The sequence below is a fragment of the Nocardia sp. NPDC055053 genome (assembly GCF_053608285.1).
Map to the genome: position 1 here is coordinate 1 of NZ_JBSGVD010000069.1, position 14504 is coordinate 14504.

The 14504-nt window shown below is 69.5% G+C and carries 12 protein-coding genes; 4 read left to right on the forward strand and 8 right to left on the reverse strand.

What is annotated here, in order from left to right:
• The first annotated feature begins 156 nt into the window (after nucleotides 1-156).
• A complete protein-coding gene (locus ACWF82_RS33700) occupies nucleotides 157-1797 on the forward strand; it encodes a peptide chain release factor 3 (RefSeq protein WP_452507615.1) in 1641 nt (546 codons plus the stop codon).
• Between the two features lie 23 nt (nucleotides 1798-1820).
• On the opposite strand, the gene ACWF82_RS33705 is transcribed toward ACWF82_RS33700, so the two are convergent.
• Both ACWF82_RS33705 and ACWF82_RS33710 read right to left on the reverse strand, forming a co-directional pair.
• Nucleotides 1821-2342, reverse strand: coding sequence for a nuclear transport factor 2 family protein (locus ACWF82_RS33705; RefSeq protein WP_452507624.1), 522 nt, complete (start codon nucleotides 2340-2342; stop codon nucleotides 1821-1823).
• A gap of 294 nt (nucleotides 2343-2636) precedes the next feature.
• Nucleotides 2637-3509, reverse strand: coding sequence for an Abi-alpha family protein (locus ACWF82_RS33710; protein ID WP_308248403.1), 873 nt, complete (start codon nucleotides 3507-3509; stop codon nucleotides 2637-2639).
• A 379-nt stretch (nucleotides 3510-3888) separates the two neighbouring features.
• Here ACWF82_RS33710 and ACWF82_RS33715 point away from each other — a divergent pair, with 379 nt between their 5' ends.
• Nucleotides 3889-5163, forward strand: coding sequence for a hypothetical protein (locus ACWF82_RS33715; protein WP_452507616.1), 1275 nt, complete (start codon nucleotides 3889-3891; stop codon nucleotides 5161-5163).
• Nucleotides 5154-5996: an Abi-alpha family protein gene (locus tag ACWF82_RS33720; protein WP_452507617.1), complete on the forward strand. Its 843-nt coding sequence runs from the start codon at nucleotides 5154-5156 to the stop codon at nucleotides 5994-5996. Before ACWF82_RS33715 ends, ACWF82_RS33720 begins: the two co-directional genes overlap by 10 nt.
• On the opposite strand, the gene ACWF82_RS33725 is transcribed toward ACWF82_RS33720, so the two are convergent.
• Both ACWF82_RS33725 and ACWF82_RS33730 read right to left on the reverse strand, forming a co-directional pair.
• Complete coding sequence (locus ACWF82_RS33725; protein WP_452507618.1) at nucleotides 5993-7783, reverse strand: ABC-F family ATP-binding cassette domain-containing protein; 1791 nt, start codon at nucleotides 7781-7783, stop codon at nucleotides 5993-5995. The two genes, ACWF82_RS33720 and ACWF82_RS33725, sit on opposite strands and share 4 nt — an antisense overlap.
• A 187-nt stretch (nucleotides 7784-7970) precedes the next feature.
• Nucleotides 7971-8912: a 4-(cytidine 5'-diphospho)-2-C-methyl-D-erythritol kinase gene (locus tag ACWF82_RS33730; protein WP_452507619.1), complete on the reverse strand. Its 942-nt coding sequence runs from the start codon at nucleotides 8910-8912 to the stop codon at nucleotides 7971-7973.
• Nucleotides 8913-9088: 176 nt separating this feature from the next.
• Here ACWF82_RS33730 and ACWF82_RS33735 point away from each other — a divergent pair, with 176 nt between their 5' ends.
• On the forward strand, nucleotides 9089-9295 hold the full coding sequence (locus ACWF82_RS33735; protein WP_452507620.1) for a heavy-metal-associated domain-containing protein: 207 nt from the start codon (nucleotides 9089-9091) through the stop codon (nucleotides 9293-9295).
• Between the two features lie 293 nt (nucleotides 9296-9588).
• On the opposite strand, the gene rsmA is transcribed toward ACWF82_RS33735, so the two are convergent.
• The 4 genes from rsmA to ACWF82_RS33755 all read right to left on the reverse strand — a co-directional run bounded on the left by rsmA (nucleotide 9589) and on the right by ACWF82_RS33755 (nucleotide 14191).
• Complete coding sequence (rsmA, locus tag ACWF82_RS33740; protein WP_452507621.1) at nucleotides 9589-10470, reverse strand: 16S rRNA (adenine(1518)-N(6)/adenine(1519)-N(6))-dimethyltransferase RsmA; 882 nt, start codon at nucleotides 10468-10470, stop codon at nucleotides 9589-9591.
• A gap of 34 nt (nucleotides 10471-10504) precedes the next feature.
• On the reverse strand, nucleotides 10505-11659 hold the full coding sequence (locus ACWF82_RS33745) for an alpha/beta fold hydrolase (RefSeq protein WP_452507625.1): 1155 nt from the start codon (nucleotides 11657-11659) through the stop codon (nucleotides 10505-10507).
• Nucleotides 11660-11775: 116 nt separating this feature from the next.
• Nucleotides 11776-12933 (reverse strand): lipase family protein, encoded by a 1158-nt coding sequence (locus tag ACWF82_RS33750; protein ID WP_452507622.1) that lies wholly within the window; start codon nucleotides 12931-12933, stop codon nucleotides 11776-11778.
• A gap of 112 nt (nucleotides 12934-13045) precedes the next feature.
• A complete protein-coding gene (locus ACWF82_RS33755; RefSeq protein WP_452507623.1) occupies nucleotides 13046-14191 on the reverse strand; it encodes an alpha/beta fold hydrolase in 1146 nt (381 codons plus the stop codon).
• Between the last annotated feature and the right edge of the window lie 313 nt (nucleotides 14192-14504).

Consider the following 14504-nt stretch of genomic DNA (forward strand, 5'->3'; position numbering starts at 1 on the left):
GGCCGGGGGGGTGGGGGCCGCCCCGCGGTTCTGGGGGGGTGGCGTAGGCGACGAAGGAGCAAGCAACGGTGCCTGACCGGCGGGACAGGAGGGGCCGCGACCTCGAGCGCGCCAGCGCTCCAATAGAATTTGCCGACCACTGCGAAAGGTTCTGCGTTGACCGAGTCCGGAGATAGCGCCGCCCCCACCCCGCGCGGACTACCCGCCGAGGTCGCGCGCCGCCGCACGTTCGCCGTGATCTCGCACCCCGACGCGGGTAAGTCGACGCTGACCGAGGCGCTGGCGCTGCACGCCAGGATGATCTCGGAGGCGGGCGCGATCCACGGTAAGGCTGGCCGCAAGTCGACCGTGTCGGACTGGATGGAGATGGAGAAGGCGCGCGGCATCTCGGTGAGCTCGACCGCGCTGCAGTTCAACTACCGTGCCGCCGGGTCCGATGTCGACAATGTCATCAACCTGGTCGACACCCCCGGCCACTCCGACTTCTCCGAGGACACCTACCGCGTGCTCACCGCGGTCGACGCCGCGGTCATGCTGATCGACGCCGCCAAGGGCCTCGAGCCGCAGACGCTGAAGCTGTTCCAGGTCTGCCGCCATCGCGGTATCCCGGTCATCACCGTCATCAACAAGTGGGACCGCCCCGGCCAGGCGCCGCTGGAGCTGCTCGACGAGATCAGCGAGCGGATCGGCCTCACTCCCACCCCGCTGTTCCTGCCGGTCGGCATCGCCGGTGACTTCCGCGGCCTGCTGCGCCGCGGTCCCGAGGGCGAGGCGAGCGAGTACATCCACTTCACCCGCACCGCCGGTGGCGCGACGATCGCGCCGGAGGAATCGCTGACATCCGCCGAAGCCGAGGCCCGCGAGGGCGAAGCCTGGACGACAGCGGCCGAGGAGAGCGAACTGCTCTCGGCCACCGGACAGGACCACGACCAGGAGCTGTTCCTTGCCGGGCAGACCTCGCCGGTGATCTACGCGTCGGCGATGCTGAACTTCGGTGTGCGCCAGCTGCTGGAGACGCTGGTCGCGCTGGCGCCCGCACCGGGCGCGCGGGCCGATGTCGCAGGCAAGGACCGCGAGACCGGTGATCCGTTCAGCGCGGTGGTGTTCAAGGTGCAGGCCGGCATGGACACGGCGCACCGGGACCGGCTGGCGTTCATGCGGATCGTGTCGGGCGAGTTCGAGCGCGGCATGGTCGTGACGCACGCGCAGACCGGTCGCCCGTTCGCCACCAAGTACGCGCTGACGGTGTTCGGCCGCGAGCGCACCACCGTCGACACCGCCTACCCCGGTGACGTGGTCGGCCTGGTGAACGCGACCGCGCTCGCGCCGGGTCACACCCTGTTCGTGGACAAGAAGGTGGAGTTCCCGCCGATCCCGAGCTTCGCCCCCGAGCATTTCGCGACGCTGCGCGCGCAGAGCGCGGGCAAGTACAAGCAGTTCCGCAAGGCCATCGACCAGCTCGACTCCGAGGGCGTTGTCCAGGTGCTGCGCAACGACGCCCGCGGTGACGCCTCGCCGGTGCTCGCCGCGGTCGGCCCGATGCAGTTCGAGGTGGTCACCGCCCGCATGCAGGCGGAGTTCAATGTGGAAACCCAGCTGGATTTCCTGCCCTTCACCCTGGCCCGGCGCACCGACGCCGAGTCGGCGCCGGAACTGGATCGCCAGCGCGGTGTCGAGGTGTTCACCCGCACCGACGGCGCGATCCTGGCCCTGTTCAGCGACAAATGGCGGCTGCAGTACATCGAGAAGGAACACCCGAAGCTCACGCTGGAACCGCTCGTCGCGGCCGCGGACTAACTGGTCAACTGTCTGAGTCGGCCCTAAGCGGCCGGTCCGGGGTTGCGTTCCACCGAGGAGATGTGGTTCTCCTGCGCGATCATTCCCCAGCGGCTCGCGGTCAGGCGCAGGCTGGGCAGATCGCTGAGCGAGAGCACCACTTCGTAGGTGCGCTCGTAGCCGGTGTGCGCGATGCGCCAGTGCCCGTCGTCGCAGCGGACGTAGCGATCGGTGTAGAAGGCGGCACCGCGCAGGCACATGTTGTGTTCGGGGATGATCACCGTATCGGCGAGGTACCAGGTGCCGGTCGCGGTGTCGCCGTCGACATCGATCTCCGGATGATCGCAGCGGTGCTCGGTGATGACGTGCGGTCCGAGGGTGTTGCGCAGGAAGGCCAGGAAGGCCTCACGCGACTCGAACTGCAGGTATTCGCTGTAGGTCGCGGTCGCCTCGGGGATCAGCGTGTCGGCAAACTCGTCCCAGGACTTGGTGTCCAGCGCGCGCAGGTAGCGGAACTTGAGCCTGCTGAGCGCGATGAGGTCGTCGGGATGATCGGGTGGCCGCACGAACGGTTCCGGCTGCTCCTCGGCCGCCTCCTCGGGCAACTCCTCGGCCATCCGGTCCTCCCCCGTCTCCGGCCCGGCGACCAGTGGTTCGTCGCCTCCGGGTAGCAACGGACCCGGCCGCACCCATGTGGGCGCGACAGGATCGTCGACCCGCACGTCGTTCGGTGATCCGGACCCCTGCTCCATCTCTCCACGATCCCACTGAAACGCGCGCAGTGCCCGATCTGTATCAGATCGCTATCACTGCCGACACCGGAGCGTGACCTCCGGCGCCGGCGCCCCGCGCTGTCTCAGCTACCCGATGGTGAAGCAGGTGCGGCAGAAGTCCTCGCCGAACTCCGACAGGCGCAGGCTCTTGCGCACGATCTTGGGCGCGCGGCCCGCCTTCTTGAGCGCTTCCTCGACCACCGGCTGCACTTCGAGCACCATGTAGCGGCTCAGCACGACCGGGTCCTCGGAGGTGAACGTCAGGCCGAGGCGGTTGAGGTTGATCAGGTAGGAGCGGGCCCGGTCCGGGTAGCGCACGCCTGCCTGCTCCGGCACCGAGGTCAGGTCACCCTGGACCAGCTCGGAGCCGATGCCGAGCGGCCGGTTGGTGCGCACGTCGACCGAGGGCTGCGGACCGTTGAGGGCCATGAACCGCAGGATGCGGGCCTCGTCGGGCGCGATCTCGTCGAGGATGCGGTCGTAGGCCGGGTGCACGTCCTCGGTGAAGTACACGTCGGCCGAGCGGGCAAGCAGTGCGTCGCCGCGGCGGCGCAGGTCCTCGGTGCTGGCCGAGCGCAGGTACGGGCCGACGGTGATGGCCTGCTGGGTCGACCCGTTGGGCGTCGGCACATAGCTGACGATCTCGCGCACCGACCCCTCGGTGACGCCGAGCGCGCTGCGCGCGATGGAGCGCAGCGCGTTACCGGTGCGCTCCGCGATATCGGCCGAGGACTCGCCGTCCAGGGCCGCCTGGGCCAGTTCCTTGGTCACCTCGTAGGTGGTGCCGACGGCCCACTGGCTGCCGCGCACCGCGGTGCCTGCGGCCAGACCCGCGGCGCGGAACACGCCCCGGATCAACCGGGCTTCGTTGCTGATCTGTCGCTGCTCGACATCCGAGCTGCGCTCGACGGCGCGGGTACCGGCACGGGCCAGGTCCTGTCCGGTCCTGTCGTCTGTCACGTCCTACTCCGAAGTCTCGCCATGTGAACTTCTCGCTCACAGATTATTGCCCGACCACGCTTCAGGCACAGTGCGTACGCAGCGCGCCCCCTGAACGCGCCGATTGTGGCCTGTCACCAACTGTGGTGGTGCTCATTGTTCCGACTCGCCAGGGCGAGTACGGCATTCGGGACAGGTTCTGTGACTGATGTCTCAGACACTACCCTGTGGCCTGGGGCACGACGAATGGACCCAGTTCCGCAACTCACAGTAGGGTCACCTCGCCATGGGGGTGCTAATTTTGGTTTGCCGGTGAAGGAGGTGGTCACCGGATTACGGCAGGAGGGTGTCGTTGTTGGAGAGTGTGTTCGGGTTACACCCGACACTCCTGCTCGAGATTGTGACCATTCCTCTTTTCACAGGAATCATCGGTTACATCACCAACTGGACCGGCATTTTGATGCTGTTCCAGCCGATCAAGTTCTATGGCGTCAAGCTGCCGGGCCTACGCGCGGTCTTCCCGTACCTGCCCAAGCGGATCCAGGTATTGCCGCTGCTCAGCTACGACGGCCGGATCGGCTGGCAGGGCATCGTGCCCTCGCGCGCCGACAAGATGGCCAGCATCGCCGTCGACAAGGGGCTGTCCAAACTGGGCAGTGTCTCCGACTTCTACCGCGAGCTCGATCCGGAGAAGCTGGCCGAACATCTGGCCGATGTCGCCGACGCGCAGATCAGCGACATCGTCGAGGTGATCCTGCGTCGTGAGCACCCCCAGCTCTGGTACAACCTGCCCACCCAGGTGCGCGAGATGGTGCATCAGCGGGTGCGCTCGCAGCTACCGGAGATCCTGCGCGAACTCACCATCGAGCTCGGCACCAACATCGATCAACTGCTCGACGTGAAGCAGATGGTCATCCGCTACTTCCAGGCCCGCCCGCAACTGCTCAACCAGCTGTTCCAGGTGCTCGGCGCCAAGGAACTGCGGTTCATGCAGAACTTCGGCTTCTACTTCGGCGCGCCCTGCGGCCTGCTGCTGGTCCTCGCGCTGCACACCACCGGCCTCTCGCCGCTGATCGTGCTCCCGATCGGCGGCATCGTCATCGGCTGGGTGGTGAACTGGGTCGGCATCAACATGATCTTCGCGCCCGCGCTGCCCAAGTGGTGGTGCCCGTGGCGGCAGGGCCTGCTGATCAAGCGTCAGCCCGAGATCACCGCGGGCTACGCCGAACTCGTCTCCACCGAGGTCGTCACCGTCGCCAATATCGGCGACGAACTGCTCAACGGTCCGCGCTCGGACCGCACCCTGCAGATGCTCGAGGACACCCTGCGCCCGGCCGCCGATCGCGCGCTCGGCCCGGCGAGGCCCGCGGTGAAATTCATGCTCGGCAGCCGCGAATACGATTCGCTGCAGTCCACGATCACCGCCGAGGCCATGACGATCGCGCCGATGGCCTTCGCCGATCCCGCGTTCAACGTCCAACAGGGCAGGCAGGTCAACGAATACATCGCCCGGCAAATGTCCGCACTTTCCCCGCATGACTTCGTGGACATGCTGCGTTCGGCCATCAAACAGGACGAATGGTTGCTTTTTGTCCATGGCGGCGCGCTGGGGCTGCTCGCCGGATACGCTCACATCCTGGTCTTCGGAACAGGAGTAGCGACGACATGGATGTAGACGACGGGACCCCGTCCACCGAGCTGGTGCGACGGCCGGTACCGCCGATCGAAACCACCGGCGACAGGCGCGGCGTGCTGCCCGTCTCGCCGGTGCGCACTGTGCGGGCCGCGACCGGTGTCGCGCGGGTCGCGCTCACCGCGGCCTCGGGCATGACGCTGTGGACCCTCGACACCGCGCTCGGGGTGACCGTCACCGTCCTGCGCGGCAGCATCGCAGGTAACCCGCCCAAGGAAGTCCTCGCCGAGGCCGAAGGCGAGGTGCGCGACCGGCTCCGGCACGCGCTCGGCCTGCCGACCGCCGGCGAGCACGACAGCGACCCCGGCACGCCGACCCTGCGCGAACAGGGCGCCAAACTGCTGCGCCTGTCCGCCAGCACCCAAGCGTCCCAGCCGGATACGCACCCCGCCTACCCCGGCATCCTCGCCGAGATCACCCCGGACGAGGCACGAATCCTGCGGTTCATGCACGTCGACGGGCCGCAGCCCGCGCTCGACGTGCGTACCGGCCGACAGCGCGCGTTCGGCGGCGAACGCCTGATCAGCGGCCTGACCCTGATCGGCGAGCACGCCGGCCTGCGCTTCCCGAACCGTGTCCCGCAGTACCTGCCCAACCTGCGCAGGCTCGGACTCATCGAGTTCACCCGCGAACCGGTCGGCAATCCCAGCCGCTACCAGCTCATCGAGGCGCAGGAGCAGGTCCGCGACGCCATGAAGCGCGGGTTCGGCACCAAGGTGAGCTACCGCAGCATCCTGCTCACCGAATTCGGCGCGGATTTCGTCCAGACCTGCCTGCCCGTCGTTATCAGCGACGGCCGAGAGACCGCGACCTAGTTCTCGGCCAGCTCGGCAAGCTCCATCCAGCGCTCCTCGGCCGCTTCCTTTTCGGCGACAACCTCTTTGAGCTCGGCGCCCAGTTTCACCAGCTTGTCCGGGTCGGTGGCGGCGTCACCGAAGGCGTCGTGGAGTTTCCGTTCGCGCTCGTCGAGTTTGGCGATAGTGCGCTCGAGGCGGGACAGTTCCTTGCGGGCGGCGCGGCGGTCGGCCGAATCCGTGGTCGCCGCGGCCGGTTTCGCGGTGGCCGGCTTCGCGGCGGTGGCCAGAGTGGCGCGCTTGGTGAGGTACTGGTCGATGCCGCCGGGCAGGTTGGTGAGTTTGCCGTCGCCGAACAGGGCCCAGGTGGAATCGCAGATGCGCTCGACCAGGTAGCGGTCGTGGCTGATGACCACGAGCGTGCCCGCCCAGTTGTCGAGCAGGTCTTCGAGCTGCTGCAGGGTGTCGATGTCGAGGTCGTTGGTCGGCTCGTCGAGCAGCAGGACGTTCGGTTCGGCCATCAGGATGCGGGTCAGCTGCAGGCGGCGGCGTTCGCCACCGGAGAGGTCGCCGACCGGGGTGCGCTGGCGGGCGGGGGTGAACCCGAGCCGTTCGGCCAGCTGGCCCGCCGAGATCTCCTTGTCGCCGAGCATGATTCGCTGGGCGATCTGCTGGACGGCCTCGAGCACCCGCATATCGGTGGGCAGGTCGTCGAGTTCCTGGCGCAGCCAGCCGATCTGCACGGTCTGGCCCTGGATGCGCTTGCCCGTGGCGGGTTCGGCGTCACCGGCGAGCGCGCGCAGCAGGGTGGTCTTGCCCGAGCCGTTGACACCGACCAGACCGACGCGCTCACCCGGCGCGAGCCGCCAGGTCAGGTCGCCGACCAGTTCGCGGCCGTCGGGGGTGGTGAGGGTGGCGTCCTCGAGTTCGATCACCACGCGGCCGAGGCGCTTGCGCGCGAACGCGGCCAGCGACACCGAGTCGCGCGGCGGCGGCACGTCGGCGATCAGCGCCTCGGCGGCCTCGACGCGGTAGCGCGGCTTGGAGGTGCGGGCCTTGGCGCCGCGGCGCAGCCAGGCCAGTTCCTTGCGGGCCAGGTTCTGGCGGCGGGACTCGGTGGCGTCGGCCTGGCGGGCGCGTTCGGCGCGGGCGAAGATCCAGTCGCCGTAGCCGCCCTCGTAGGTCTCGACCTTGCCGCCGACGACCTCCCAGGTGCGGGTGGCGACGGTGTCGAGGAACCAGCGATCGTGGGTGACGACGACGAGTGCGGTGCGCCGGTCCACCAGGTGCCGCGCCAGCCACTGCACGCCCTCGATGTCGAGGTGGTTGGTCGGCTCGTCGAGCACGAGCAGGTCGAGGTCGCGCACCAGCGCGGCGGCCAGCGCGACGCGACGGCGTTCGCCGCCGGACAGGTTGGTGACCGGGGTGTCGAGGCCGAGGTCGGCGATGCCGATGCCCTCGAGCACCGAGCGGATGCGGGCGTCGGCGGCCCACTCGTGTTCGGCGATGTCGACGGTCGACAGGTCGTCGGACAGGCCGGCGAGCACGATGGAGCCGATAGTGGCGCCGTCGGGCAGCACGCCACGCTGGGTGACCACGGCCATCCGCAGACCACCGACGCGGCTCACCCGGCCGCTGTCGGGGGCCTCCAACCCGGTCAGCACCTCGAGCAGCGTCGTCTTACCGCCACCGTTGAGACCGACCACCCCGATCCGCTCTCCCGCGTGCACACCGAGCGAGACGTCGTCCAACAGAGGCTTGACGCCGAAGCTCTTGGAGACCTGTTCGAGGTTGATCAGGTTGGGCATTTCCGCCTCTCCGCGACTTTTGGCCAGACATAGGTGCGGTGTTACGGCGCGTCGGCGGCCGACGGGGGATTGCTGGACCCGTCAGCCCGTCCCCGATGAGTTACCCATGTTCGTACGAGATCTGTTGATACGGATCGTAGAGGATCTGGCGCCGGCCGTTCCCCGCGGCTCTGGCCAGGCTCGGTGGTTACGGTGTGCGCTTGCTGTGCGCCTCGGGGTCGAGCACACGTGCCCCGGGCACCGGCCCGCTCGCGGTGCGCACGCTGCGGCACACCCCGGCACCGGCCAGTTCGGCCGCCACCGCGATCGCGGTCTCTTCGGTCTCGCAAAGGAACGCGCAGGTGGGCCCTGACCCCGACACCAGACCAGCGAGCGCGCCCGCGCCGACACCGGCCCGCAGCGTGCGCCGCAGTTCGGGCTTCAGCGACAGCGCCGCGGCTTGCAGGTCGTTGCCGAGCAGCGGCGCCAGGGTGTGCGGATCCCCCGCGGCCAGCGCCTGCATGAGTTTCTGCGGGTCACCCAGGCGCGGCGGATCGCCCTCGGCGCGCAGCCGGTCGAGTTCGCGGAACACCGACGGGGTGGACAGGCCGTCCTTGGCGAGCGCGAGCACCCAGTGAAACGAATTGCGCGACAACACCGGGAGCAGCCGTTCGCCGCGGCCGGTGCCGAGCGCGGTGCCGCCGTGCAGGGCGAACGGCACATCGCTGCCTAGTTCGGCGGCCACCGCGGTGAGCTCGTCGCGGCCGAGGCCGAGGTCCCACAGTTCGTTCAGGCCCACCAACGTCGCGGCCGCGTCGGCGCTGCCGCCCGCCATGCCGCCCGCCACCGGAATACCCTTGGCGATCGCGATCTCCACCAGGGGCGCGCGCCCGGCCAGATGCGCCAGCCGCACCGCGGCCTTCCAGACCAGGTTGGTCCGGTCGGTGGGTACCTCGGCGGCGCTCTCGCCGCTGACCCGCACGGACAGCGAGGCCGACGGGGCGAGTTCGAGCTCGTCGGACAGCGACAGCGCCTGGAAGACAGTGGTCAGATCGTGATAACCGTCCGGACGCAGATCACCGACTCCGAGATGCAGGTTCACCTTCGAAGGCGCACGCACGACGACCGGGCTGGGCACAACTGACAGCACGATCACCAAGCGTAACCGGTTACACCGACGAGTACGCATGCCGAATCTCGCCCCGGACGGCGATCCCGCGCACAGGGGCACGAGACGGGGTTGCACACGGTACCCATGGGGGGTATGTTCATTCGTGCCGGGGACATACCCCAGGACCGTATGATCGAACAGCGAAGGAGTCGGCCATGGCCACCACCACCTACACCGTCACGGGGATGACCTGCGGACACTGCGTGAGTTCGGTCAAGCAGGAGATCGGCAAGATCGACGGTGTCACCAGCGTCGACGTCGACCTCGCGAGCGGCCTCGTCCGTGTCGACAGCGCGAACGAGCTGTCCGAGACCGATGTCGCGGCCGCTGTCGACGAGGCGGGCTACGAGCTCGCACGCTGACGACACCACCGCGAAGTCATCTGCGGCCCGCGCTCTCGGCGCGGGCCGCACGCGCGTTCACCAGCGGTTCATCCGCCGCGCGGGCGCCGCGAATCATCCACAGCGTCATCCACATCCGTGCCACCGGGCGCGACGGTGCGGATATTCACCCGCTACCGGGTACGCGGCCCACAGACCATGATCAACTCCGGCGCCGGCGAAAACCGGTTGTCCACAATTGCTTTCACAGGCCGTGATTCCGAGGTCCGATGAACAGCCGGTGTACTGCGGGTTCCCCTGCGGGAACCCGCGATTCAGCTCTGCGCCGCCAGGCGGACGAAAGCCGCCGTATCCAGCGTCTCGCCCCGCGCGGTCGGATCGATTCCCGCCGCCACCAGCCTGCGCTCCGCCTCCGCGGGTGAGCCTGCCCAGCCGGACAGGGCCGCGCGCAAGGTCTTTCGGCGCTGCGCGAACGCGGCATCGATCACCTCGAACACGCGACGGCGATGCGCCTCGTCCATCGGCCACGGCGGCTCGACGTAGCGATCGACGCGAACCAGGCCCGACTCGACGCGCGGCACCGGCCAGAACACCTGCGTGCCCACCGCGCCCGCCCGGCGCACCTTGCCGAAGAAACCGGCCTTGACACTCGGCACGCCGTACACCCGGCTCCCCGGTTCGGCGGCGAGCCGGTCGGCCACCTCGGCCTGCACCATCACCAGCGACACCGTGATGCTCGGCAGCACGGCGAGCAGGTGCAACAGCACCGGGACGGCGACGTTGTACGGCAGGTTCGCCACCAGCGCCGTCGGCGCGGCGGGCAGCTGGTCGGGGCGCACCCGCAGGGCGTCGGCCTCGACCACCTGCAGGCGGTCGGCCAGGCCGGGGGCCCGATCGGCGACGGTCTCGGGCAGATACTTGGCCAGCACCGGGTCGATCTCGACCGCGACCACCCGGTCGACCACATCGAGCAGCGCCAGGGTCAGCGAGCCGAGGCCCGGCCCGACCTCGAGCACAGTGTCCTCGGCGCCGACGCCTGCCGCGGCGACGATGCGGCGCACCGTATTGCCGTCGTGCACGAAGTTCTGCCCGAGCTGCTTGGTCGGCCGGACGCCGAAACGCTCGGCCAGCGTCCGCACCTCGGCGGGACCGAGCAGTGCGGCGCTACCGCGCGCGGGAATCTCTGGTTCGGGCACCGCTAGAACCTACCAACCCGGCCGATCGAGCAGCTCAGCGCTGTGGCGGGGCGGTGTGGACACGGTCGAGGAAGGCGTCGATCGCCGCGCGCTGCTCCGGCGAGATCGAACCGTGCTGCCCGTTTCCGGGAACAACCTGCTGGTCGACGCCGTTGGCCGCGAGCTGCGCGACCAGCGCCGCGTGCAGCGGGGACGGCACGATCGTGTCGGTGACGTTCATGGTCAGCAGGATCGGCGCGTCGTATCCGCTGGTCGGCAGGGTCATGTAGGCGGCGAGCACGTCGCGCAGCCCGGCGAGCGGGCGCGCAAGCAGATCACGCGCCCACAGGCCTTTCGCCGAGGCGATGATCTCGTCCAGGCACCGGTCGCCCGCCGCGTCGACGAGCGAGCGTCCCAGCGGCGTCAGGTAGGAGTCCACGTCGGCCTCGGGATGGGTGGCGCGCAGCCCGGCCAGGATGCTGACCACGAACGAGGTGGCCGAGGACAGCACCGGGATCTCCGGCAGCTCGGGACCGATGAACGGCAGCACCTTCTCCACATCGGAAGCCGCGTCGACGGCGACGGTCCCGCGGAAGTCCAGCTCGGGCGCGTAGCTCTGCTGCACGTGCGCGGTGCTCAGCGCCGCGTGCCCGCCCTGCGAGATGCCGAGCACGCTCCAGGTGCGCGACAGGTCGGGGTCGGCGGCGCGGGCGGCACGGACCAGGTCGATGGTGGCGGTGGCCTCGCTGCGCACCTCCAGGTAGGGATGCGGACCGGTATCGAAACGGCCGAGGCCGAGGTAGTCGGGGGCGACGACGGCATAGCCCTGGTCGACGAACCGCTTGATGAACGCGTCCTCGGCGCCGCGGTGCAGGGGCAGCGGCGCCAGCTCCGGGTCGGCCTGGCCGCCGCAGCCTGGACCCGAGCCCGAGGTGCCGTGGTCGTAGGCGAGGATCGGCCAGCCGGTGACGGGCGCGTCGCCTTCGGGCAGGAACAGCGCGCCGCTGGCCGGGCGCAGGGTGCCCGCCGAGTCGGTCATCCAGTACTCGACGACCGACCCGCGGGCCATCCCGTGCCAGCCGTCGGGTTCGGACCGCACCGAGATGATCGCGCCCGGCGCTTGTGCCGACGCGGGGGCGAAACCTGCGGCGAGCAGCGCGCTCGCGGTGACGGCTGCGACGATCGCGGCACGTATCGGGGTCTTCGGCAACGGATCCAGCTCTCCACCAGGCGACACTTCCTGGACGAGTGTACAGATCAGCGGCGGTTCGGCCTGGTACATCGAGCAGTCACCCAAATCTGTTGCACCCCTTGGTTATTCGGCGGTCAACGCAGCGGTGGTGCGGTGTTGACCCGCGCGACGAACCCGTCGAGCGCGTTCCACATCTGCCGGCTGAGCACGGTGTGCTGACCGAATCCGGTCACCGTCTGGAAGTCGACCCCACCCGCTGCGAACTGCGCGACCAGCGCGGCGTGCAGTGGCGACGGCACGATCGTGTCGGTCGCGTTGATCAGCAACAGGATCGGCGCGTCGTACCCACTGGTCGGCACGGTCATGTACTCGGTCAGCGCGGTCCGCAGCGGACCGTCCGACAGCGGGCGGGCGAACAGGTCACCGAACCCGAGGCCCTTGACGTTCGCGACGATAGCGTCGATGCACTGCCCACCCGCGGCGTCGAGGATCTCCTTGCCCTTCGGGGTGAGATAGGAGTCGACCTGGGCCTCGGGATGGGTAGCGCGCAGGCCCGCCAGGATGCTCACGGTGAAGCCGGTCAGTCCCGCGGTGCCCTCCATCTCCGGGAAGCCGGGGCCGAGCAGCGGCAGTACCTTCTCCACGTCGGAGGCGGGGTCGACGGCGACGATGCCGCGGAAGTCGAGCTCGGGCGCGTAGCTCTGCTGCACGTGCGCGGTGCTCAGCGCGGCGTGCCCGCCCTGCGAGGCGCCGACGGCGGTCCAGGTGCGCGAGAGGCCGGGGTTGGCCGCCCTGGCGGCGCGCACGAGGTCGATGGTGGCGGTCGCCTCGCTGCGGACCTCGAGGTACGGGTGCGGGCCGGTGTCGAAGCGGCCGAGGCCCAGATAGTCCGGGGCGACGACGGCGTAGCCCTGGTCGACCAGGCGCGCGATCAGTTGGTCCTCGGCGGCGCGGTTGACCGGCAGCGGCGCCAGCCCGGGGTCCGCCTGCCCGCCGCAGCCGCGGCCGGAACCCAGGGTGCCGTGGTCGTAGGCGACGACCGGCCAACCGGTGGCAGGCGCCCTACCCTCGGGCAGGAACAGCGCGCCGCTGGCCGGACGCTCGGCGCCCGCCGAATCGGTGGTCGTGTACTCGATCACCGAGCCACGGGCCTGACCGTGCCAGCCGTCGGGCCGCGATTCGGTGGCGAGCACGCTGCCCGGTTCCGCCGAGGCGGGGGCGTAGGTGGCGGTCACCAGCGCGGCAGCGGTGATGGCGGCCGCGATCGCAGTACGGCTCATGGTCTTCGGCATCAAAGGTCACCTTTCGGGCCGATCGGCTTCACGTAACTGGACGAGCGTACAGTTCGCCGATCGGTTGCCTGGACATCGATTTATGACCTGCGACGGAGCGCGCAGGATGTGGTCAGCGCGCTCGGGCCAGGAATTCATCGATCGCGGCGATCATCGCGGGGTTGAGCTCGCAATGTTTGCCGGTGCCGACGACGGGCGTGTAGTTCACGCCGTTGGCGGTGAATTGGGCGGCCAGCGCGGCGTGCAGGGGCGAGGGCACCGTGCGGTCGGTGGCATTGACCAGCAACAGGATCGGCGCGTCGTAACCGCTGGTCGGGACGGTCATGTAGTCGGCCATGACCGAGCGCAGCGGTTCCTCGGAGAGGGAACGCGAGAGTAGTTGTCCCAGGGTCAGATCCGCGACCCGATCGTCGATCGCGTCCTGGCACAGCGTGCCGATCTCGTCGATGACCTGGCGGCCGAGCGGAGTGAGGTAGTTGTCGACCTGCGCGTCCGGCCGGGCCGCGCGCAGTCCGGCCAGAATGCTCACCGAGAAGCCGAGGATGCCGCCGCTGACGCGATCGGGGTTGCCCGGCCCGAGCAGGGGTGCTACCTCCTCGACATCCGATTCCGGGTCGACGGCGATGGTGCCGCGAAAGTCCAGCTCCGGCGCGTAGCTCGCCTGCCGGTGCCCGGTGCCGAGCGCGGCCTGTCCGCCCTGCGACATCCCCGCCGCCACCCACACCGGCGACAGATCCGACCGCACGGACCGCGCCGCGCGCAGCAGATCCAGCGTGGCGGTGGCCTCGGTGTCGATGCCGAGATACGGGTGCGGTCCGGTGTCGAACCGCCCGAGCCCCAGGTAGTCCGGCGCGACGACGGCATAGCCCTGCGCCACCAGATGCCGCAGGAACTCGTCTTGCGCCGCTTGCGATTCCGGCCACGGCGCACCCGCCGGATCCGATTGCCCGCCGCAGCCCGCGCCGAGTCCGGTGGTGCCGTGGTCATACGCGATCACCGGCCAGCCACCGGCAGGGGCGTCACCTTCCGGCAAATAGAGAGCGCCGCTGGCCGGTTGCGGCACACCGCCGACACCCTGGGTCCAGTAGTCGATCACCTGTGCGCCGGACATCCCGTGGAACCCGTCGGCCTGCGGAATCACCGCGATTACTGTTCCCGGCGCGTCCGCGTGCGCCGGCGTCATCGGCGCGCACACCCCCACACCTGTCGACAGCACTGCCACAGCAGCCGCCCGCCGCCAGGCCGAAACCCCACGCATCACAACCACCCTCGACTCGTCGACAAGCCGAGACCACCGCACGAGCACAGCAGACCCGGCGAAACCGAGTGCACGGTACCTTGCACCGCCACCCGGTCAACCCGACCCGCCGAGCGCACCCCGAAGTCGCGACCTACCGCACTCCCGTCCCCGCGCCACAACGTAAGTCCGCCATGACCGCACTCCCAGCCCCGCACGACCCGACCTCGAGGAGGGTCCGGCCACGCAGTGGCCGGTTCGCGGCCGTCCCGCCGATGAGAGGCCGTTGCGCAAGCGACGAAGGAGCAAGCAACGGCCTCTCATCGGCGGGACA